Genomic DNA, 20,630 nt, shown 5'->3' with positions numbered 1-20,630 from the left:
TCGACGGGTGACCACCACTCGCACGAAGCACCCCGCCGGGCCGTCGATGACGATCGGCCTCATCACGCACCCGACGAAGAACATCGACGACTCCGTCCGCATCCTCCGCTCATGGCAGCTCGAACACGGCGCGCGCCTCGTCGGACTCCGCGCGGAGGCCAACCGGCTCGGCGACGACGTCGAACTGCTCGACGAGGACGCCTTCGCGTCGTCGGTCGACGTCGCCGTGGCCATGGGCGGCGACGGCACGATGCTCGGGGCGATGCGGCTGCTCGCCGGCCGGTCCGCACCGGTGCTCGGCGTCAACTACGGCAACGTCGGCTTCCTCGTCGAGGTCGAGCCGGCCGCACTAGCGGAGGCGCTCCAACGGGTCAGCGACAACGAGTTCTCCCTCGAACCGCACCACGGCCTCGAGGTGACGATCACCACCGGCGAGCAGGTAGCCCATCTCCTCGCCTTCAACGACGTCTCCATCGCCCGGCGCCCGGGAACCGGCGTGGTCATGGCCGACCTCGCCGTGGACGGCACCGCCTACGGGTACTTCAAAGCCGATGCGATCGTGATCGCCACCCCGACCGGATCGACGGCCTACAACTACGCGGCCGGCGGGCCGGTGCTCTCCCCCGCCGTCGCCGCCACCGTCGTGACGCCGGTCGCCCCGATGTCGGGCATCGACCGCTCGTTCATCCTCGGGCCGGCGGAGCGTCTGCAGTTCTCGATCGGGACGGCGACCAAGCAGGCCGCCGTCGAGATCGACGGCCAGGTCCTCGCCGATGTCGCGAGCGGCGCGGTCGTGACCGTCCGGCTCGTGCGAGACGCAGCCAACGTCGTGCGACTCGACCCGAGCCGGCACTCGCGCAAGGGCCGGATGAAGCTCAGCCTGCTCGACCTCCCGTTGCGTCGCGATCAGCTGCTCGACCTCGTTCCACCGGACATCCGCGCGCGCGTCGAGCGTCCGTCGCGGGTCCGCCGGACGCGCAGCAAGCCGGCCGACCCCTCGCACTGAGTCCCGCGCCCACCCGCTGCGCGATGCCGGGGCGGGCCGTCACGAGGCCGGCAGGACGACCCCGATCGGTTCGCGCTTCTCCGCCTGGAAGCGGTCTTCGGTGCGTCCGTAGGCCCAGTACCCGGAGAGTGAGAGCTGACTGCGGTCGAGCCCGCGCTGGGTGAGGAACACCTCGCGCAGTGCTTTCATCGACTCCCGCTCGCCATGGGCGAAGACCTGCACGCGTCCGTCGGGCCACGGGTGTCCGGTGATGGCGGTCGCGAGGAGCGCGGCCGTCGATTCGTCGCGGGCCGCACGTCCGACCCAGATGAGCTGCACCCCGGCCGGGTGGTCGAGGTCGACGAGGTCGTCCCGGCCACCGATCTCGAGGAACGCGAGCCCCTTCGCGTCCGCCGGGAGTGCCTCGAGGGCGGCGGCGATCGCGGGGATCGCCGACTCGTCGCCCGCGAAGAGGTGCCAGTCGGCGGTCGGGTCGGGCCGGTAGGCACCGCCGGGGCCGGCGAGCACGACGCGGTCTCCCGGCTGAGCCGCAGCGGCCCATGGGCCGGCGATCCCCTCATCGCCGTGCACCACGAAGTCGATGTCGATGGTGCCCGCCGCCTGGTCCACGCGTCGCACCGTGTAGGTGCGGGTGACCGGGAGGTCGGCGGGTGCCAGCGTCTCGCGGAGTGCCGCGATGTCGTAGGGCGGCTCGAGGCCGAGTTCGGGCTTGGCGAAGGAGATCTTCACGTAGCTGTCGGTGGCGTCCTTGGGCTGGAAGTCGGCGAAGCCCGGACCGCCGAGGGTGAGGCGCACGAGGTGCGGTGTGACCCAGGAACTACGGACCACCTCGAGGATGATCTGCGGACGTGGGGCTCGAGGTCGCGGTGTCGTCGTCATGATTGTCTCCATTCTGCCGCCCATCGGACGGTCTCGGCAGCCCCGATCCCGCTGTCATACTTGAGGGATGGCTACGACCGCAGGCTGGTACCCGCACCCCGACGACCCGACGAAGGAACTCCACTTCGACGGCGAGACCTGGGGCGACTCGAGGGTGCTGCGGTTCCAGCGGGACAAGCCGTCGCAGGCCGACGCCGCGGGCTGGTACCCGCACCCGACCGACGAGGAACGCCAGGTCCACTTCGACGGACGAGCGTGGACGGACACGCGGGTGTTGCAGCTCAGCGGCGGCGCGTCCGGCGACGGCGGGCAGGCCCCGGTCTACGTGTCGCCCGCCGAACTGCCTGCACCGGAACGCGAGAGCCGCGCCTGGACGATCACCAAGGCCGCCCTGTCGTTCGGTCCCATCGTCGCCATCGCGGTCGTCGGTGTGCTGGCGATCGTCAGCGGCAACACCGGGGGCTGAGGCACCCTCCACGACGACGAAGAGCGCCCCGCCGAACCGGCGGGGCGCTCTTCGTCGGCATGGGTCCTACTTGGCTGCGACGGCTTCGGGGGCCGCGATCGACGAGGCGAGCACCTCGTCGAGGCCCGCGGACGCCTCTTCGTCGGTCATCGACTGCGCGAGCGCGAGTTCGGAGACGAGCACCTGGCGCGCCTTCTGGAGCATGCGCTTCTCGCCGGCCGACACGCCGCTGTCCTGGTCGCGACGCCACAGGTCGCGGACGACCTCGCCGACGCGGTGGACGTTGCCACTGGCCATCTTCTCCTGGTTGGCCTTGTATCGACGCGACCAGTTGCCGGGCTCCTCGACGAACGGCTCGCGGAGCACGCCGTAGACGGCCTGGACGCCGTCGTGGTCGATGACGTCGCGCACACCAACGAGGTCGGCGTTCGCGATCGGCAGCTTGATGGTGAGCTCGGACGTGTGCACGCGAAGCGTCATGACGTCCTGCTCGACACCCTTGATCGTCACCTTCGACAACTCGGTGATGGTGACCGCTCCGTGGTGCGGGTAGACCAGGGTCTCTCCAACGATGAACTGCATGGTTCCTCTTCTCTTCTCAGGTCGTCACCGGTACTCGCGCACCGGCGTCGTCGTGCTCCGGCGGTTCAGCGGCCGGATGGTTCGGGGGTCGGTGATGGCGGTGACGCGCCGACGGGTCGTTCGTCGAGCAGCCAGGCGGGCAGCAGAGCGACCAGGGCTTCGACCAGTTCGTCGTCCGAGACGTCGATGCGTCCGCGGCGCCAGCCGTCGACGAGGGAGAGCGTGCCACCGGCGACATAGGCGGACACCAGGCCCGCCGGGATGCCGACCGGGACCTCGGTGCGCTCGAGCAGCGAGCCGATGAGGTGGTCGGCGTGCTCACCGACGAGGTCGTCGAACGCGCTGCGGGCCACGGGGAGCTCGAGCACACTCGAGTAGAGCGGTGCGTCTTCGAGGAGCTGGGCGACCAAACGCCGATAGGCTTCGCGAGCCCGCTCGGCGCTGCCCAGGGACTCCCCCGCGGGACGCACTGAAGCGCCGGATGCGGCGAGGCCCGCGAACTGCAGCCGCAGGTAGGCCGCGGTGAGGTCGTCGAGGCTGGAGAAGTGGGCGTAGAACGAGCTTCGGCTGATGCCGGCGACGCGGACGATGTCGCCGACGGACACGCGTTCAGGCCGGCCGGCGAGGATGGTGGCGACGGCGTCGAAGATCGTCTGCCTGGTGCGCTCGGCACGTGGGTCGCCCGTCACTCTGAGGACGGGAGCGAAGCGCTCGACGCGCGACGGCGGAGCGGAACGTTCAGTGGTGGACTGCTCGACACCGAGGGCGGGAACTCCTGATGTGCGAGGCATTCCCACCAGTGTACCACGACTTCTCGGACAGCTGTCCGAGACAGCACCTGTCGGCTCTGAGCCAGTCATCATGCGACGGACTCTGTGCGGTGCAGCTCAGCAACCGGGTCCATCCGGGCACACCTCTCCCGCTCACCGAGGCAGCGCGACCCGAGTACCCTTCGACAGGCTCAGGGACCGAAACGTTCCCGGTGGACCTCTTCCGGTCACTGAGCTTGTCGAAGTGCCCACGAGGAACCCTTCGATCTGAGTACGTCGAGGCAAGTCAGAACGGTGCGGGGTCCGGTTCGGTCCGGTGGTGTTTGCCGTCGGGTGTCGTCCAGTCGAGGACCCCGCCGGGCTCGTGGTCGAGGTTCCACCCGGGGAGGTGCTTCATCCGGTGATGATGTCGACACAGGCAAGCAAGGTTGCCGACATCCGTCGTCCCGCCGTCGTCCCACGCGACCGAATGGTCGAGATCGCAGGCCCTGGCGCGCCTGCCGCAGCCCGGCGCCCGACAGGTGCCGTCCCGCAGCCGCACCGCGCGCTGCAGATCGGCCGGAACCCGGTATTGATTCCGCCCGACGGAAAGGACTGCTCCGGTTTCCGGCTGGACGAGGATCCGGGTGAAGCTGGGTGCGTTCACCGCGATGCGTGCCGCGGTCTCCGGGTCGATCGGACCGTAGCCATCGAGGGTGGCCGGGGCATCCGAGACGCCGGCCATGCTCAGCGCCGGCACCGTGATCTGCACGGTCGGCTTGATGTGCTCCTGCACCTCGATCGGGTGCGGGAGGACAGGGCTCGTCATGACGTCTGCCGGGGTCACGCCGGTGAGGGCGAGGGCTGCGAGGGCGTCTGCCTGCAGCTGGGCGCAGGTGCGGGTGTCACCGGCCTTGCGTGACTCCGCCGCCGCCGCTTCGACGCGCTCGAGGATGCCCTGCGCAATGGGGGCGGTGGTGAAGAGGTGCACCCACGCCATGCCGTCGGCGGCCGGTTCGAACTCGACGCGGCGGTCGGCCTCTGATCGGACGGCGCGTGTCGTCATGGATTCGGGGTGGAGGCGCTCGCGCAGGACGCGGGCGCTCGTGCGGAGGCCAGCGACAGTGGTGCGCCCGGCGACGACGAGAACCTGTTCGAGGAACACCGCCCGCCCAGCAGCAGGGACGTCGCAGAGCTGGTCGGTGATCACCTGGGCGTGCCGGGCGGAGATGCGGCCGGCCTCGAGTGATTCGAGCACGGCGGGTGCTTCGTTGACGAGGCGTTCGGCGTCGTTGGTCGCTCGCTGCACCGTTCGTTCCGGTGTCCGGGTCGCCATCGCAAAGGCCGCGCAGGTGGATCGTCGGGAGAGTGCCCGTCGTTCAGCCGGCGGGAAGATCGCCGGGACCGTGGCTTCGGCGAAGGCGTCGGCATAGGCGGCCGAGCGGGCCAGGAGGCGTGCCTTGCGTGCGTCCAACGTGGCCTGCTGCCGGTGGATCTCCGCCCACTCGTCTGAGAACTCCGCCAACTGCGCGGCGTATTCGTCGCCGACGCGGGTCGCGGTGCGGGTGGTCTCGGTCATGGAACCAGTCCACCATGGACCACTGACATTCCAGATGACGAGTCGCGCCGATTGTGGAAGTTTCTCGGGCGCCCTTCGACAAGCTCCGGGACCGGAGGAGAGATACCGGCTTCGCGGGGTCTCTGGTGTGCCCTTCGACGGGCTCAGGGACCGGAGGAGGTATGCCGGGATCGTTGGGTTCGCTGTGGACCCGTCGACAAGCTCAGGGACCGAGCGCCTTTCGGGCAGACCGCTCCCCCTCGCCGGGTTTGTCCAGGCGGAAGTGTTCCCCGGCTACGCGGCTGCCGGGGCGGCGATGTTCACCAGCCAGGTGATTCCGAAGCGGTCCTGCACCATGCCGAAGGAGTCGCCCCAGGGGGCCACGCTCAGCGGCTGCTGGACGGTGCCGCCATCCGAGAGCCGCTCGAAGTACTCGCGCAGTTGGGTCTCGTCGGTGTCCGACCCGCTCAGCGACATCGAGAAGTTGCTGCCCTCGCGGTAATCCATGTGCTTCGGCGTGTCCGACCCCATGAAGACGACCCCGGCGTCACCGGTCAGCTGGGAGTGCATCACCAGATCGACCTCATCCGGTTCGACCGCGGCACCGAAGTCGCCGAACGTCGACACCGTCAGTTCGCCACCGAAGACCCCCTGATAGAACTCCATCGCCTCGCGGGCTGTCCCGCGGAAGCCGAGGTACGGGTTGAGCGTCGTCATGATCGTCCCTTTCGCCTGACGGGCGCATCGTCGCGCTCGTCTCGCGATCATTCTCACGCTCCGGCGTCGGATGCGCGAGCATGTTCTGTCGTCTCCGTCACGAGGGGCCGGGACGCCCACGGCTACTAGGCTCGTCTGGTGCCCTCGCAACCCCAGCCCCTCCGCATCGCGATGATCTCGCTCCACACCAGTCCCGGTGACGAGCCGGGTTCCGGTGACGCCGGCGGGATGAACGTCGTGGTCCGTCATCAGGCCGTCGCGATGGGTGCAGCGGGCCACGAGGTCGACGTCATCACCCGGCGTTCTTCGGCCGACCAGCCGTCCGCCGCATCCCTCGCCCCCGGCGTGACCCTGCGCTTCCTCGACGCCGGTCCCGCTGAGCCGGTGGCGAAGGGTCGGCATGAGGAGTTCGTCGAGGACTTCCGCTCCGAACTCGCCCGACTGCCGCGATACGACGTCCTGCACGCCCACCACTGGTTCTCCGGCATGGCCGCACTCCCCCTCGCGCGGGAGCTGGGGATCCCGCACGTGCAGAGCTTCCACAGCATCGCCGCCGAGTCCACCACGCCGCTCTCGCACGGCGAGCGCGCCGAGTCCCCTGGGCGCCTGGCCGGCGAGGCACGGCTCGCCGCGGAGTCGGACGCGGTCGTCGCGATCAGTGCAGCCGAGGCCGACACCGCGATCACCCGGCTCGGAGCCCGCGCCGATCGGGTGTCGATCGTGCCACCCGGTGTCGACGGGACGCTGTTCCATCCGCTCGACGGCACCCGGTCCGGTCGTCCGACCGCGGTGGTCGCCGGCCGCCTGCACCCGCTGAAGGGCTTCGACCTCGCCATCGAGACCATCGCCGCGGTCGCGCCCGAGCTCCGCCCCGAACTCGTCATCGCCGGGGACGTCTCGGTCGACTACGACCGCTACGCCGAGGAACTGGCCGCGCTCGCCCGCGACCTCGGCGTCGCCGACGACGTCCGCTTCGTCGGGCCGCAGTCGCGCGTCGGGCTCGCCACGCTGTTCCGCGAAAGCACGCTCGTGCTCGTCCCCTCCCACTCGGAGACGTACGGTCTCGTCGCGCTGGAAGCCGCGGCGAGCGGTGTTCCGACCGTCGTGGCCGCCTCGGGCGGCTTGCGGGAGGCCGTCGTCGACGGTGAGACGGGCATCGTCATCGACTCCCGCGACCCGCAGGTCTGGGGTGCTGCGGTCGCGTCCATCCTCGGCGCCCCGGAGCGGCTCGCGCAGCTCGGCTCGGCAGCTCGACGTCGGGCGGAGCGGTTCGACTGGCAGCGCTCGGGAGACGCCCTCGTCGACGTCTACCGGACCCTGCTCGACACCATTCCGGCCGTCGTCACCGCCCCGGCGACCTCCGCCTCGTGAACCGCGGACTCCTCCCGCTCGTCGGCAGCGGGCGCACGGTCCTGTTCGCCCACGCGCACCCCGATGACGAGACCCTCGCCTCGGGTGCGCTCATCGCCGAACTCGTGGACCACGGTGCTCGCGTCGTCCTCGTGACGGCCACGCGAGGCGAGCGCGGCGAGGTCGTCGACGGCCCGCTCCGGTCTCTCGCCGGCACCGCTGCACTCGCGTCCCACCGTGAATCGGAGCTCGCCGCCGCCTGCCGGACGCTCGGCGTGTCCGAGCAGTTCTGGTTGGGGACGGGTCCGGCGGCCCGGCCGGGGACGTCGACGCGGTACGTGGACTCGGGCATGCGGTGGGTGCGCGAGGGACTCGCCGGCCCCGCTGACGACGTCTCCCCCGGCGCGTTCTCACTCGCTCCGCTCGACGACGTCGCCGACGACCTCGTCGCACTCATCGAACATGTCTCGCCGGACCTGGTCATCAGCTACGACCACGGCGGCGGGTACGGGCACCCGGACCACCTCCGGATGCACGAGGCCGCGATCGTCGCGGCACGGAGGAGCGGAGTGTCGTTCGCGGAACTCGTGCACCACCGCACCGATCTGGAACCGCTGGGCGACGACGCCGTGTGGTTCCCACTCGGGCACCGCCTCCCGACCGTCGCCGCAGCGCTGGCGGAACACGCCAGCCAGCTGACGGTCGACGGCGAGCAGCTCGTCCACTCCGGCGGTCAGCGTGAGGACATCACCACCTCGGTGGGCCTGCGACTCCGGTCCCGCTAGGCGGTCGCCGGCTGGTTCCGGTGCTCCCGCGGCATGCGGGCCGCGAGCACGGGGACGAGCAGCATGAGCACGACCGCGGAACCGAAGGCCGCGGGGAACGAGAAGGCGTCGAGCAGTGCGCCGGCGACCAGCGGGCCGACGATGGCGCCGAGGTCGGACGTCGCCTGGAAGACCGCGACGGCCCGACCACCCCGGCCACCCGCGGCGTCTCCGACGGCCGCCGCCGGAGCGGTCCCGAGGAAGGCCGCCGCGACACCGTAGACGCACAGGGCGACGACCAGCAGCCAGAGCTCGCCGACGAACGGCATGGCGAGCAGCGCCGCCGCCGCGACCGGGAACGCGACGAGCATCGCGGGTCGCCGTCCGACGGTGTCGACGAAGCGACCGGCGGGACCGAGTGCGATCGTCTGCGCGACAGCGGCGATCGCGAAGGCGATCCCGGTCCAGGCGGCCTCCTCGTGGAGCGCCTCCACAACGAGGACCGGCACCAGTGCGCCTCGGACACCCATCGACGCCCACCCGTTGGCGAAGTTCGCGAGGAGCGCCGCCTGGTACCGGCGATCGGCGAGGACCGTGCGGAACGGCTCGGCCTGCGTGGCGGTCTCGACCGGCGCGGCGATCCGACTGCCGCGCAGCATCACGAGTCCGAGGACGCCGGCGACCGCGAGGGTCCCGGCGTAGAAGAAGAAGGGTGCCGTGAGCGAGATGGTCGCGAGCAGGCCACCGACGGCCGGTCCGGCCATGCCGCCGACGAGGAACCCGCCCTGGTAGAACCCGACCGCCCGCCCACGACGGTGCGGAGGGGTGGTGCGCAGCAGCAGCGTCATCGCGGCGACGGAGAACATCGCCGAGCCGATCCCTCCCACCCCGCGGAGCAGGAGCAGCTGCGGGTAGTCCGCGGCGAGCCCGACGAGCGCGCTCGACACCGCGACGATTCCGATGCCGGTGGCCAGCACCACCCGCTCGCCGATCCGATCGACGAGCGCACCCACGAACGGGTTCGCGATGAGCCGCATGAGCGCGAAGACGGATACGACCGCCCCGACCTCGAGGTAGCCGACGCCGAAGCTGCGCACGTACACGGGCAGGACCGGGATCACGACACCGAACCCGAGCATCACGAAGAACGCGACACCGCCGAGGACGAGGACCTCGCGGCCGAGGGGCTCACGAGGAACGGCTCCCGCTCCGCCTGGACGACGGAACGGGAGCCGGATCATGCTCTCAGGGTATCGGTGCGATCAGCCGATCGTCGCCGTGTCGATGACGAAGCGGTAGCGGACGTCGCTGCGGACCACGCGGTCGTAGGCGCCCTCGACCTCGTCGGCACCGATGAGCTCGATCTGCGAGCCGATGCCGTGCTCGGCGCAGAAGTCGAGCATCTCCTGCGTCTCGCGGATGCCGCCGATGTTCGAGCCGGCGAGCGAGCGGCGGCCACCGACGAGCGAGAACACCCGGAACTGCTGCGTGTTCTCTGGCAGTCCGACGAAGACCATCGAGCCGTTGAGCTTGAGGGTCGACAGGTAGGCGTCGATGTCCAGGTCGGCGGAGACCGTGTTGATGATGAGGTCGAAGCGTCCGCGGAGCGACTTCAGGGTGCCCTCTTCGCCGGTCGCGTAGTAGTGGTCGGCCCCGAAGCGCTTGCCGTCCTCCTCCTTCGAGGTCGTCTGGCTGAGCACGGTCACCTCTGCGCCGAGGGCGTGGGCGATCTTGACGCCCATGTGACCGAGGCCACCCATCCCGACGATCGCGACCTGCTTGCCGGGACCGGCGCCCCAGTGCTTCAACGGCGAGTAGGTGGTGATGCCGGCGCACAGCAGGGGTGCCGCGACGTCGAGCTCGATGCCCTCAGGGATGCTCAGCACGTAGTTCTCGTCGGCGACGATCTGCTTGCTGTAGCCGCCGTAGGTGGGCTCGCCGTCGTACTCACGGCCGTTGTAGGTGGCGACGTTGCCCTTCAGGCAGAACTGCTCCTCGCCGGCGAGGCAGTTCTCGCACTCGCGGCAGGAGTCGACGAAGCAGCCGATGCCGACGCGGTCGCCGACCTGGTGCTTGGTGACCGCGTCGCCGACCTCGGTGACGACGCCGGCGATCTCGTGGCCGGGGACCATCGGGAAGATGGCCTTGCCCCATTCCTCACGGGCCTGGTGGATGTCGCTGTGGCAGATGCCGGCGTAGTGGACGTCGATGACGACATCGTTGGCGCGCGGCGCACGGCGCTCGATGGTGCCGACCTCGAAAGGCGCGTCGGCGGTGGGCTTGATGATGGCGGCGACGGTGGTCATAGGACTCCTCGGGCTGGGGTGTTGGGGGTGCCGTGGGGCGGGATGCACGCGCCGGACAGCACGTTCGACGCTAGCAGCCCACTCCCCCGGTCGGACCCCAAGGGATGATCACCCGAGCTGTGCTACGAGCGGCGCCGAGGTGTGAATCCCTGCAGAGTTGCTTGGCAGTTCCCGCAGAGGATCGGCCTCGGGGTGGCATCCTGCCGCGAACCGGAGCATGGTGGGGAACTCGTATTCGCGAACGGAACGGAGAACACACATGCTCACCCTGACCGAGAACGCCGGCCGAGTCGTCAAGACCCTCGCCGAGAACGCACCACTCACCCCGGGACTGGTCGTCCCGGACGACGCGTCGTCGCTCACGCACGGCGCCGGACTGCGCATCAGCAGCAGCTCCGACGACAACAACTTCGAAGTCACCATGACGGCGACGCCGCACGAGGCTGACCAGGTCATCGAGAGCGCCGGAGCGACCGTCTTCCTCGAGGAGTCCGCAGCCGTCGCCCTGAGCGACGCGGTCCTCGACGCGCAGATCGACGAGCAGGGCGGCGTCCGCTTCGCCCTCGGCAAGGCCGAATAGCGCCCTGAGTCCGCAGAACGCCCGGTGATCCACGATCACCGGGCGTTCGTGTGTCCGCGCGGGGTCAGTCCTCGGAGTGTTTGGCGCGACTCGGCTGCACCCGCGGCGGCTCGCCCGGCATCTTCGGGAAGTCGGGAGGGAACGGGAGCTCCCCCAGTCCTTGCTCGAGGTCCCGCTCCCACCACTGCAGGAGGACGTCGATGCGCCCGGCGGTGTCGTGCATGCCGGCCCACGGGTCTCCTGTCGTCCGGAGTCGCTCCGGGACGGTCCGCACCGTGAAGGCGCCCGGGTCGATCTCGGGGAGTTCGTCCCAGGTCACCGGACATGAGACGGTCGCCGAGGCCAGCGCACGCGGGCTGTAGGCTCCGGCCATCGTCCGGTCGCGGTTCGCCTGGTTGTAGTCGACGAAGATGCGTTCACCGCGCTCCTCCTTCCACCACGAGGTCGTGACACGGTCGGGATCCCGTCGCTCCAGTTCCCGAGCCGCCGCGATCACGGCGTGCCGGACGTCGAGGAACTCGTGCTCCGGCACGATGGGCGCGAAGACGTGAACACCTCGGTTGCCGGAGGTCTTCACGAACGCCGTCAGTCCGACCTCCGTCAGCAGCTCCCGCAGTGAGCCCGCAACGCGCACGGCGTCGGCGAAGTCGGTTCCCGGCTGCGGGTCGAGGTCGATCCGCAGTTCGTCGGGGTGGTCGGTGTCCGATGCCCGTGACGGCCACGGGTGGAACACGACCGTGTTCATCTGCGCAGCCCAGACGACCGCAGCCGCCTCGTCGAGGACGAGTTGCGGATGCCGCCGGCCACTCGGATACACGACCTCGACCGCCCGGACGTACTCGGGTGCTCCTTTCGGCGGGTTCTTCGAGAAGAACCACTCACCGTCCACACCGCCCGGGAACCGCTGGAGGGACACCGGGCGGTCGCCGTTGGCGGCGAGGAAGGCCGGCGCGACCTCGATGAGGTATTCCGCGAGCTCCCGCTTCGTGACACCGGACTCCTCCCAGAGCACGCGGTCGGGACTGGAGAGACGCACCTCGCGGTCGCCGTGCGGTCCGGGGACGGTGAGGACGATCGCGGTGCTGGCCATGTCGGACACCGTACGCCGACGGCACCCTGCTGTCAGGAGGCTTGCGCTCGACGAGGCAAGGCCGTCCCGCTCAGCCCAGGTGGACGGCCTGCTGGTCGCCCGAGGGCAGGAGGTCCTCCTTGCGACCGCGGATGCAGACGATGGCGATGACGCTCGCGATCACGAGGCCGACCGCAGCCGCGATGAACGCCGCCGAGTAACCCTGGGTGAACGCCACGAGCTGTGACGCCTGATCGGTGACCGTCGCCTGGTCGGTGACACTCGCGTAGACCGTGGTGAAGACCGACAGGCCGATCGACCCACCGATCTGCATGGAGGCGTTCGCCGTGGCGGAGGCCGCACCGGCGTCGTGCGGGGCGACACCCGTCAGGGCGAGGTTCTGCATCGGGACGAAGATCATCGCCATGCCGATCCCGAGCACGAGGAGCGCCGGCAGCACCTGGACGAAGTAGTCGCCGTCAGCCGTGATGCGGCTGAGGTACACGAGGGCGGCCGCCGCGATGAGCGGACCGACGATGAGCAGCGGGCGCGGGCCGATGGCCGGCAGGAGCTTCGTGGCGATCGGGGCGACGATCATGATCGCGACGGTCATCGGGAGGGTCGCGATGCCCGCCTCGAGCGGCGGGAAGCCGAGCACGATCTGCAGGTGGAACGTCAGGTAGAGCAGGGCCCCGATCATGACGCTGCCGACGATCATCTGCATGAGGAAGGCACCGCCGCGGACCCGGTCCGCCACGATGCGCAGCGGAAGCAGGGGCTGTGCAACGCGCATCTCGATGAAGACGAAAAGGGAGAGGAGTCCCGCACCGAGCGCGAGGAAGCCGATGGTGTCGGCGCTCCCCCAGCCGCCCTCGGCGAGCGTGAAGCCGTAGACGAGGGAGCCGAGGCCCAGGATGACCGTGATCGCGCCGAGCCAGTCGTAGCGGTTGTCCCCCTCGGCCTTGCTCTCGGTCACGAGGATGAGGCCGGCGATGAGTCCGACGATCACGAACGGCACGTTGACGAGGAGGCACCAGCGCCAGTCGACGAACTCGGTGAGCACGCCGCCGAGGATCAGGCCGACGGCCGCTCCCGCACCGGCGACGGTCCCGAAGACGGCGAAGGCCGTGTTGCGGTCGCGTCCGTGGGAGAAGGTGACGGTGAGGAGCGCGAGTGCGGCAGGTGCCATGAGCGCGGCGAACACGCCCTGCAATCCGCGGGCGATGATGAGCTCGGTCCCGCTCTGGGCGAACCCGCCGAAGGCCGACGCGGCGCCGAAGCCGACCATGCCGACCAGGTAGGTGCGCTTCCGACCCCAGTAGTCGGCGATACGGCCACCGAGCAGCAGCAGCGCGCCGAACGCGAGCGCGTAGGCCGTGACGACCCACTGACGCTGCGTGTCGGACAGCTCGAGCTCCTGCTGGGCCGCCGGAAGGGCGATGTTCACGATCGTGCCGTCGAGGACGACGATGAGCTGCGTCATCGCGAGGACGACGAGGACCCACCAGCGGCGGGCCGGGGAACCGGACGGTGCTGTGGTGGGATGCGATGCGGTGGCTGCGGATGCAGACAAGGAGGACCTCCGTGCGAGGGGTGTGGGTGCTGGGGGTTTCCAGCCCCAGATCGATGCTCGACACACGGCGCGAGTGCAGCACGGTGCGGACGATCAACCACCCCAACCACGAAGTCGGGCAGAGGACCAGGATAGCGGATGCCGACGTCGCTGCACCCGTGAGGCCACGCGGATCACTCCGAGGTGACGAGCTCCAGGACGGCCTCCGGGTGTTCCACCGCCGCGAAGTGCCCGGTCGCCGGCAGGGTGCGCAGTCGGAGGTCCGGGACGAGGGCGACGAGGACGGCCGCATCGTCGGGCCCGATGAAGACGTCGCGGTCGCCCATCATGCAGCGGACGGGACACCGCACGCCGCGCCAGACGTGCAGGTCGTAGGCGCCGGCCGCTCGGGCAGCCAGGAGGAACGATGCCGGCCGGACGTCGGCTGCGAGCGCGTCGACGACCGATCGGTCGAGGTCCCGGCGTCGTCCGAACAGGGGCGACATGAGCGGTGCGAGCAGGCCGATCCGGTTCAGCATGCGGACGAGCCCGGGCCCGCGTTCGCCGAGTGCCTGCAGCACGCGCATCCCGAGGAGCATGCCCGCGAACCACGGGAGCCGGGCGCCGCCACCGACCGGCTGGCGGATCGCCTCGACGACGCCGATCCCCGTCGGCGAGACGAGGTCGACCCGGATCGTCGCCTCGGGCTCGCGGACCGCGAGGTCGAGCGCGACGAACCCGCCGAGCGAGTGCCCGACGACGCGCCAGGACCGGTAGCCGAGCGAGCGGGCGACCGTCGCGACGGCTGCGGAGAGGTCTCCGACCGTCACCGGTTCGGCCGTGGGAAGCGCCGATTCACCCCACCCCGGGAGGTCCACGGCGATGACGTCGTCGACGACCGCGCCCCGCTCGTCGTCGGCTCGGAGGAGCGGCGACCAGGTGGTCCAGGAACCGGCGGCGCCGTGCAGCAGGATCGTTGCCGGTCCGCCCGCTTCGCGACCCGCCCGGACGGTGACCGGTCCGATGTCCGTGTCCACCGTGACGCGTCCCAGGCCGAGCGCGGTCGCATCGGCGGTGATCACGGAGGGGTCGTCCGCCGGGGTAGGACGCGAGGAGTTCACGGGCATGCGTGTCATTCGGAAACGAGGTGCCGCTCGGATCGGTGCTCGATCGACGACGCCGGTCCACCGGCACGGCGCGCAACCCCCCTGCCGGTCGGGAACCCGGCCGCTACCGTGGTCTGATGCCTGAGAACGCACGCGCCGCCGCAGACCAAGCCGCTGGAACCGCACAGAACAGCACGGCCCTCCGTACCCTCGCCCGCACCGGCCACGCCGTCAACGGGTTGCTCCACGTCCTCATCGGCGGGATCGCGATCTCCATCGCCCTGTCCGGCGCGAGCGGTGGATCCGGCGGCGGCGACGCGGACCAGTCGGGTGCGCTCAAGACGCTTGCAGGCACGCCCGGCGGGATCGTCATCATCTGGGTCGTCGCCGTCGGCCTGTTCGCCCTCGGTCTCTGGACGGCGATCTCCGCCTTCCTCGTGCGCGAATCCGACACCCGCAGGCGGTGGAGCAAGCGGATCTCGACCGCCGGACGCGCGATCGCCTACTTCGCCGTCGGATCGACCGCGCTGACCTTCGCCCTCGGTGGCAGCCAGGACTCCTCGCAGTCCAGCCAGGGCCTCACGGCGACCCTCCTGTCCTCCCCCGGTGGGGTGTTCGTCGTCATCGTCGTCGGCCTCGTGGTCATCGGCATCGGCGGCTTCTTCGTCTTCAAGGGCGTCACGCAGAAGTTCCTCGAGGACGTGCACCCGCCCACCGGCACGACGAAGCGCGCCGTCGTCGTCCTCGGGATCGTCGGGTGGGTCGCCAAGGGGATCGCGCTGATCACCGTCGGCATCCTGTTCCTCGTCGCGGCCGCCACCCAGGACCCCGAGAAGGCCTCCGGCATGGACGGCGCCATCTCGGCACTGGCCGCGCTCCCGTTCGGTGTCGTGATCCTGCTCGTGGTCGGCGTCGGGCTCATCGCCTACGGACTCTTCTGCGGTGCCCGGGCGCGCTGGGGCAGCCTCTAGGACGGTGCGGCGGGCGCCTCGGGCGACGACGCGGACAGGTCGGCTCCAGACCATGTCCTGCAAACGCTTGCGTTGCGACTACCGTTAGGAGTATGACGTCTTCTGATTCCACGACGCAGCCCGAGGCGGAACCCGCCGGCGCTACGCAGACCTTCTCCGACCTCGGCCTCGACGACGCGGTGCTCAAGGTGCTCAAGGACGTCGGCTACGAGACCCCGTCCGCCATCCAGGCGGCCACCATCCCGCTGCTGCTCGAGGGACGCGACGTCGTCGGCCTCGCACAGACGGGCACCGGCAAGACCGCAGCGTTCGCCCTGCCGATCCTGTCCCGCCTCGACATCACGCAGAAGACGCCGCAGGCGCTCGTCCTCGCACCGACCCGTGAGCTCGCCCTCCAGGTCTGCGAAGCGTTCGAGAAGTACGCCACCCATCTGCGCGGCGTCCACGTCCTTCCCGTCTACGGCGGCCAGGGCTACGGCGTCCAGCTGTCGGCCCTCCGTCGCGGCGTCCACATCGTCGTCGGCACGCCGGGTCGCATCATGGACCACTTGGAGAAGGGCACCCTCGACCTCACGGAGCTCAAGTATCTCGTGCTCGACGAGGCCGACGAGATGCTGAAGATGGGCTTCGCCGAGGACGTCGAGACGATCCTGGCCGACACCCCGAAGGACAAGCAGGTCGCACTGTTCTCCGCGACGATGCCGTCGTCCATCCGTCGCATCTCCGCGAAGTACCTGAACAACCCGGAAGAGATCACGGTCAAGACGAAGACCACGACCTCGGCCAGCATCACACAGCGCTACCTGACGGTGTCGTACCCGCAGAAGGTGGACGCGCTGACCCGCATCCTCGAGACCGAGAACTTCAGCGCGATGATCATCTTCACGCGCACGAAGAACGAGACCGAGACGCTCGCGGAGAAGCTCCGGGCGCGCGGTTACTCGGCGGCCGCCATCAACGGCGACGTCGCCCAGGTGCAGCGCGAGCGCACCGTCAACCAGCTGAAGGCCGGCAAGCTCGACATCCTCGTCGCGACCGACGTCGCCGCGCGCGGTCTCGACGTCGAGCGCATCAGCCACGTCGTCAACTACGACATCCCCGTCGACACCGAGTCCTACGTGCACCGCATCGGCCGCACCGGCCGCGCAGGACGCACGGGCGACGCGATCAGCTTCGTCACGCCGCGCGAGCGCCACCTGCTGAAGGCCATCGAGCGGGCCACCCGTCAGCCGCTCACGCAGATGCAGCTGCCGAGCGTCGACGACGTCAACGCCACCCGCCTCACCCGCTTCGACGACGCGATCACCGAAGCGCTCGGCCAGACCGACCGCATCGAGCGGTTCCGCGAGATCATCGGCCACTACGTCTCCCACCACGACGTCCCCGAGGCCGATGTCGCCGCGGCGCTGGCCGTCGTCTCCCAGGGCGAGACGCCGCTGCTCCTCTCCGCGGAGGACGAGCGCCGCCGCCGCGAGGAGTTCGACAGCACCAACCGTGGCAACGACCGCGCCGGTCGCGACCGTCGCGACTCCGGTGACCGTGGCTCGCGCTTCGACCGCGGCGACCGTAGCGACCGTGGAGAACAGGGCGACCGTCCCGAGCGTCGCAGCCGTCCGTCCAGCGGACCGATGGCCCCGTACCGCATCGCGGTGGGTCGTCGCCAGAAGGTCGACCCGCGCCAGATCGTGGGCGCGCTCGCGAACGAGGGCGGCCTGAAGCGCGAGGACTTCGGCGCGATCCAGATCAAGCCGGACTTCTCGATCGTCGAACTGCCGGCGAGCCTCGGCAACGACGTCTTCGACCGTCTCGAGAACACCCGCATCAGCGGCAAGCTCATCGAGCTCCGTCCCGACCGCGGCGGCCCGGCCCGCCGACGCGACGACGAGGGCGGCACGGGCGGCGGCTCGTACGACCGCAAGCCGCGTTCCTAGCTCGCACACACACGACGAGGGCCGGACGGAATCCTGGGATTCCGTCCGGCCCTCGTCGTTCCGCACCCGGCGGGGTGCGTCCGTCAGTCGCGCGGGTCGAGCACGCTCGTGACGACGGCGTAGTCCGCGTCGAGCGCGATCTCGAGCTCGTCGCCGTTCTCGAGGAGGACGTCGACCTCGAACGCCTCACCCGGGTCGTCGCTGCGGTCGACGTCGGTCACGGTACCGCCCTTCGCCTCGGCGAGCGCCGCCTTCGAGGCCGCGTCGAACTCCGTGTCGGTCAGCGGCACGTCGTCGGCGTCACGGGCGTCGCGGTCATCGGTGGCCGCCGTGGTGTCACCGTCGTCGATGGCGGTGCCGCCGTCGCGGTCGGTGTTCGACGCCGCCGTGACGCGGTCGTCGTCGGCGTCCCCGAACTCGTCCACGGCGTAGGCGGCGCCAGCTCCACCGAGGGCGAGGGCCCCCACGACGATCGCGGTGATCCACACGGGCTTCCGGCGCCAGAAGGCCGGCTTCCCGGTGGTCGCCGGGGTCGCGGGGATGGCGGTGTGATCGGTCGTCTCGACACGGTCGATGGGCTCGATGCGCTCGGTGGCTGCGTTGGGCTGCGTGGGATCGGTGGGCTGGGAGGCGGTGTTCTCGTTCATGTGCCCCAGACTGTCCGAGGAGCGCTGAAGCGGACCTGAAGCGAGCTGAAGCCGCGTTCAGGAAGCGGACGACGCCGGGAGCGTGACGATGAACGCCGCCCCGCCGAGCGCGCTGTCGACGAGTTCGATCGAGCCGCCGTGCAGCCGCACGACGTCGGCCACGATCGCCAGGCCCAGGCCCGATCCGCCGGCGTCGCGCGAACGGCTCTCGTCGAGGCGGACGAACCGTTCGAACACGTGTGCGCGGGACTCGACCGGCACACCGGGGCCGTCGTCCTCCACGGAGATCCTGACGAACCGACCGTCGGTAACGGATCCCAGTCGGACCACCGAGCGCGCATGCCGCACGGCATTGTCGACGAGGTTCCGCACCACCCGGGCGAGCAGGACGTCGTCGCCGTCGACCCTCGCCGCCGCGACGGCGGCCGACTCGACGCGCAGTTCACCGGCGGATCGGAGACGAGCAGCCTCCGCCAGCAGGAGGTCGTCGACGTCGACCGTGCGCCGTGCGGTGCCCGTCGCCCCTTCGTCGAGCTTCGCGAGCAGCAGGAGCGACTCGACGAGCCCCTGCATCCTGGCGCCCTCCTCGAGGACCGTCGAGGACAGCTCGGCCGGGTCGATCCGGTCCGGGTGGAGCGCCGCAACCTCGGCGTACTGTCTGATCACCGCAAGCGGTGAGCGGAGCTCGTGGGAGGCGTCCGACACGAACCGCCGCTGCGCCGTCTGGGCGTCCTCGAGCCGCTCGAGCATCCCGTTCATCGTCCCGGCCAGGCGACCGATCTCGTCGCCAGTGGCGGGGACCTCGATCCGTCGATGCAGTTCACCGGCCCCCAGTTCCGAGACCTCGCGGCGGATCCGCTCCACCGGCGCCAGCGCACGCCCGACGAGCAGCCAGGTCAGCCCGCCGACGAGGGCGACGAGCACGGGGACAGCGACGAGCAGGAGCATCGACACGAGTCCGACGGCGTCGTCGGTCTCCTCGAGGGAACGGCCCGCGAGGACGACCAGGTCACGGCCGTCGACGTCGACGTCGTCGCCGGCGAACACCACCGGCTCGTCGTCGACGACCGAGACGAACACGTCACCGTCCGGGATCGGCGTCGGGAGCTCGATCTCGTCATCCGTCCGGTCCACGACGCGCCCGTCCTCGACGAGGACCAGGAGTCGACCGTCGTCCTCGGGCAGCGTCGTCGCGTCCGCCGCGACCAGCTGCGCCGAGGCGCTCTCCGCCTCGGCCGACGCGCTCTGTTCGACCCCGGAACGGAGGGCCGCGGAGAACAGGCCGACGAACGCCACGGAGCCGACCCCGAGGAACAGTCCGACCGCGAGCACCGATCCCAGTGCCGCGCGGGCTCGGACCGAACGCCACAGCCGCCGTCGGGGCGCGACCGTTCCGTGCGGCCCGACGTCAGCCACGCCCGCCCGCCAACCGGTACCCGAACCCGCGCACCGTCTCGATCGAGGCGCGCTCGAAGGGGCGGTCCACCTTGTTGCGGAGATGCCCGACGTAGACCTCGACGATGTTGGGGTCGCCCTCGAAGTCGTCGTCCCAGACGTTCTGCAGGACCTCGCGCTTCGACACCACCTCGCCCCCGCGTCGCATGAGGAACTCGAGGACCGCGAACTCGCGCGAGGTGAGGTCGATCGGGACGTCGCCCCGGTGGACCTGCTTCGACGCCGGGTCGAGCCGCAGCTCGCCGACCTCGAGCACCGCCGGCCGCTCCCGCGATCCACGTCGGACGAGTGAGCGGATCCGCGCGACGAGCACCGCGAAGGAGAAGGGTTTGCTCAGGAAGTCGTCGGCACCGGTGTCGAGGGCTTCGACCTGGTCCCAGTCGCCGTCCTTCGCCGTGAGCATGAGGATCGGGGTCCAGTCGCCCGCGTCGCGGAGCTGCTGACAGACGCGGTAGCCGCTGAGGCCCGGCATCATGATGTCGAGGATGATGGCGTCGTAGCGATGCTCACCGGCCATCCAGAGGCCGTCGACCCCGTTCGCAGCGACGTCCACCGCGAAGCCCTCCGCTTCGAGCCCCCTCCGAACACCGTCGGCGAGTCGCACCTCATCGTCCACGACGAGTATCCGCATCCGGTGCGACCTCCAGGCTCCGTGCCGATCGACGGTCGAGCGGCGCGTCCCAGTCTGGCGCGGACAAGCTGAAGCAGCGCTGAAGCGGGACGGTCCGGCGTGGACCCGCGTCTAGGCTGGGCGCATGGGTGATGAGGACCGCAGGAAGCGAGCAGCCGAGCAGGAGGCCCGGGCGCTGCGTGCGCTCGAGTCGATCAGGAACGGCGGCGATCTCGGCAAGGAGACGCTCGACCTGTCGAACGAGTACTCCGACGGACTGGGCACCCGCGTCGCAGCGTGGTTCCGTGGCGCGAGGCGCCGGAAGGACTGAC

21 protein-coding genes are annotated in these 20,630 nt (G+C 70.3%); 8 read left to right on the top strand and 13 right to left on the bottom strand.

Annotated elements, in window-relative coordinates; translation table 11 throughout:
• Window positions 1-7 precede the first annotated feature (7 nt).
• A complete protein-coding gene (locus ITJ62_RS06775; protein WP_370581856.1) occupies window positions 8-1,006 on the top strand; it encodes an NAD(+)/NADH kinase in 999 nt (332 codons plus the stop codon).
• A gap of 39 nt (window positions 1,007-1,045) precedes the next feature.
• Here ITJ62_RS06775 and ITJ62_RS06770 read toward each other — a convergent pair whose 3' ends face one another.
• A complete protein-coding gene (locus ITJ62_RS06770) occupies window positions 1,046-1,885 on the bottom strand; it encodes a siderophore-interacting protein (protein ID WP_194600457.1) in 840 nt (279 codons plus the stop codon).
• Between the two features lie 67 nt (window positions 1,886-1,952).
• Between ITJ62_RS06770 and ITJ62_RS06765 the strand changes: the two genes are divergently transcribed.
• The gene (locus ITJ62_RS06765; protein ID WP_194600455.1) at window positions 1,953-2,351 is read left to right on the top strand and encodes a hypothetical protein; all 399 of its coding nucleotides are present in this window, start codon (window positions 1,953-1,955) and stop codon (window positions 2,349-2,351) included.
• A gap of 66 nt (window positions 2,352-2,417) precedes the next feature.
• On the opposite strand, the gene ITJ62_RS06760 is transcribed toward ITJ62_RS06765, so the two are convergent.
• The 4 genes from ITJ62_RS06760 to ITJ62_RS06745 all read right to left on the bottom strand — a co-directional run bounded on the left by ITJ62_RS06760 (window position 2,418) and on the right by ITJ62_RS06745 (window position 5,957).
• Window positions 2,418-2,933 (bottom strand): CarD family transcriptional regulator, encoded by a 516-nt coding sequence (locus ITJ62_RS06760; protein WP_194600453.1) that lies wholly within the window; start codon window positions 2,931-2,933, stop codon window positions 2,418-2,420.
• Between the two features lie 65 nt (window positions 2,934-2,998).
• On the bottom strand, window positions 2,999-3,724 hold the full coding sequence (locus ITJ62_RS06755) for a TetR/AcrR family transcriptional regulator (protein WP_194600451.1): 726 nt from the start codon (window positions 3,722-3,724) through the stop codon (window positions 2,999-3,001).
• Between the two features lie 265 nt (window positions 3,725-3,989).
• Complete coding sequence (locus ITJ62_RS06750) at window positions 3,990-5,261, bottom strand: HNH endonuclease signature motif containing protein (protein WP_194600449.1); 1,272 nt, start codon at window positions 5,259-5,261, stop codon at window positions 3,990-3,992.
• 273 nt (window positions 5,262-5,534) lie between these two features.
• Window positions 5,535-5,957 carry a VOC family protein gene (locus tag ITJ62_RS06745; protein WP_213014311.1) on the bottom strand — a complete coding sequence of 141 codons (423 nt, stop codon included), beginning with the start codon at window positions 5,955-5,957 and terminating at the stop codon, window positions 5,535-5,537.
• Window positions 5,958-6,095: 138 nt separating this feature from the next.
• Between ITJ62_RS06745 and ITJ62_RS06740 the strand changes: the two genes are divergently transcribed.
• Together ITJ62_RS06740 and ITJ62_RS06735 are read left to right on the top strand one after the other, a co-directional pair.
• Window positions 6,096-7,328 (top strand): glycosyltransferase, encoded by a 1,233-nt coding sequence (locus tag ITJ62_RS06740; protein ID WP_194600447.1) that lies wholly within the window; start codon window positions 6,096-6,098, stop codon window positions 7,326-7,328.
• Window positions 7,325-8,092 (top strand): PIG-L family deacetylase, encoded by a 768-nt coding sequence (locus ITJ62_RS06735; protein ID WP_194600446.1) that lies wholly within the window; start codon window positions 7,325-7,327, stop codon window positions 8,090-8,092. Before ITJ62_RS06740 ends, ITJ62_RS06735 begins: the two co-directional genes overlap by 4 nt.
• Here the strand turns inward: ITJ62_RS06735 and ITJ62_RS06730 are convergent.
• Both ITJ62_RS06730 and ITJ62_RS06725 read right to left on the bottom strand, forming a co-directional pair.
• Window positions 8,089-9,312 (bottom strand): MFS transporter, encoded by a 1,224-nt coding sequence (locus ITJ62_RS06730; RefSeq protein WP_194600444.1) that lies wholly within the window; start codon window positions 9,310-9,312, stop codon window positions 8,089-8,091. The genes ITJ62_RS06735 and ITJ62_RS06730 overlap by 4 nt on opposite strands.
• A 21-nt stretch (window positions 9,313-9,333) precedes the next feature.
• Window positions 9,334-10,377, bottom strand: a complete 1,044-nt coding sequence (locus ITJ62_RS06725; protein ID WP_194600442.1) for an NAD(P)-dependent alcohol dehydrogenase — start codon at window positions 10,375-10,377, stop codon at window positions 9,334-9,336.
• 259 nt (window positions 10,378-10,636) lie between these two features.
• Between ITJ62_RS06725 and ITJ62_RS06720 the strand changes: the two genes are divergently transcribed.
• Window positions 10,637-10,957 carry a hypothetical protein gene (locus ITJ62_RS06720; protein ID WP_064295440.1) on the top strand — a complete coding sequence of 107 codons (321 nt, stop codon included), beginning with the start codon at window positions 10,637-10,639 and terminating at the stop codon, window positions 10,955-10,957.
• A gap of 64 nt (window positions 10,958-11,021) precedes the next feature.
• Here ITJ62_RS06720 and ligD read toward each other — a convergent pair whose 3' ends face one another.
• The 3 genes from ligD to ITJ62_RS06705 all read right to left on the bottom strand — a co-directional run bounded on the left by ligD (window position 11,022) and on the right by ITJ62_RS06705 (window position 14,705).
• Window positions 11,022-12,047: a non-homologous end-joining DNA ligase gene (ligD, locus tag ITJ62_RS06715; protein WP_194600440.1), complete on the bottom strand. Its 1,026-nt coding sequence runs from the start codon at window positions 12,045-12,047 to the stop codon at window positions 11,022-11,024.
• Between the two features lie 70 nt (window positions 12,048-12,117).
• Window positions 12,118-13,599, bottom strand: coding sequence for an MFS transporter (locus tag ITJ62_RS06710; RefSeq protein WP_228498100.1), 1,482 nt, complete (start codon window positions 13,597-13,599; stop codon window positions 12,118-12,120).
• A gap of 173 nt (window positions 13,600-13,772) precedes the next feature.
• Window positions 13,773-14,705, bottom strand: a complete 933-nt coding sequence (locus ITJ62_RS06705) for an alpha/beta fold hydrolase (protein ID WP_194600438.1) — start codon at window positions 14,703-14,705, stop codon at window positions 13,773-13,775.
• Window positions 14,706-14,821: 116 nt separating this feature from the next.
• On the opposite strand from ITJ62_RS06705, the gene ITJ62_RS06700 reads away from it, so the two are divergent.
• Both ITJ62_RS06700 and ITJ62_RS06695 read left to right on the top strand, forming a co-directional pair.
• The gene (locus ITJ62_RS06700) at window positions 14,822-15,655 is read left to right on the top strand and encodes a DUF1206 domain-containing protein (protein ID WP_194600436.1); all 834 of its coding nucleotides are present in this window, start codon (window positions 14,822-14,824) and stop codon (window positions 15,653-15,655) included.
• Between the two features lie 92 nt (window positions 15,656-15,747).
• Entirely contained in the window at window positions 15,748-17,586 is a 1,839-nt protein-coding gene (locus ITJ62_RS06695; protein ID WP_194600435.1) for a DEAD/DEAH box helicase, read from the top strand.
• An 83-nt stretch (window positions 17,587-17,669) separates the two neighbouring features.
• Here the strand turns inward: ITJ62_RS06695 and ITJ62_RS06690 are convergent, their stop codons facing one another.
• The 3 genes from ITJ62_RS06690 to ITJ62_RS06680 are packed head-to-tail and all read right to left on the bottom strand — an operon-like array spanning window position 17,670 to window position 20,319.
• Window positions 17,670-18,233: a hypothetical protein gene (locus tag ITJ62_RS06690; protein ID WP_194600433.1), complete on the bottom strand. Its 564-nt coding sequence runs from the start codon at window positions 18,231-18,233 to the stop codon at window positions 17,670-17,672.
• Window positions 18,234-18,290: 57 nt separating this feature from the next.
• Window positions 18,291-19,649: a HAMP domain-containing sensor histidine kinase gene (locus tag ITJ62_RS06685; RefSeq protein WP_194600431.1), complete on the bottom strand. Its 1,359-nt coding sequence runs from the start codon at window positions 19,647-19,649 to the stop codon at window positions 18,291-18,293.
• A complete protein-coding gene (locus tag ITJ62_RS06680; protein WP_079706060.1) occupies window positions 19,642-20,319 on the bottom strand; it encodes a response regulator transcription factor in 678 nt (225 codons plus the stop codon). Before ITJ62_RS06680 ends, ITJ62_RS06685 begins: the two co-directional genes overlap by 8 nt.
• A 124-nt stretch (window positions 20,320-20,443) precedes the next feature.
• Here ITJ62_RS06680 and ITJ62_RS06675 point away from each other — a divergent pair, with 124 nt between their 5' ends.
• Window positions 20,444-20,629: a hypothetical protein gene (locus tag ITJ62_RS06675; RefSeq protein WP_086475374.1), complete on the top strand. Its 186-nt coding sequence runs from the start codon at window positions 20,444-20,446 to the stop codon at window positions 20,627-20,629.
• Window position 20,630 lies beyond the last annotated feature (1 nt).

This window comes from Plantibacter sp. VKM Ac-2876 (assembly GCF_015350715.1).
GTDB lineage: Bacteria > Actinomycetota > Actinomycetes > Actinomycetales > Microbacteriaceae > Plantibacter > Plantibacter auratus.
This window is presented reverse-complemented; position numbering and strand designations above follow the sequence as displayed.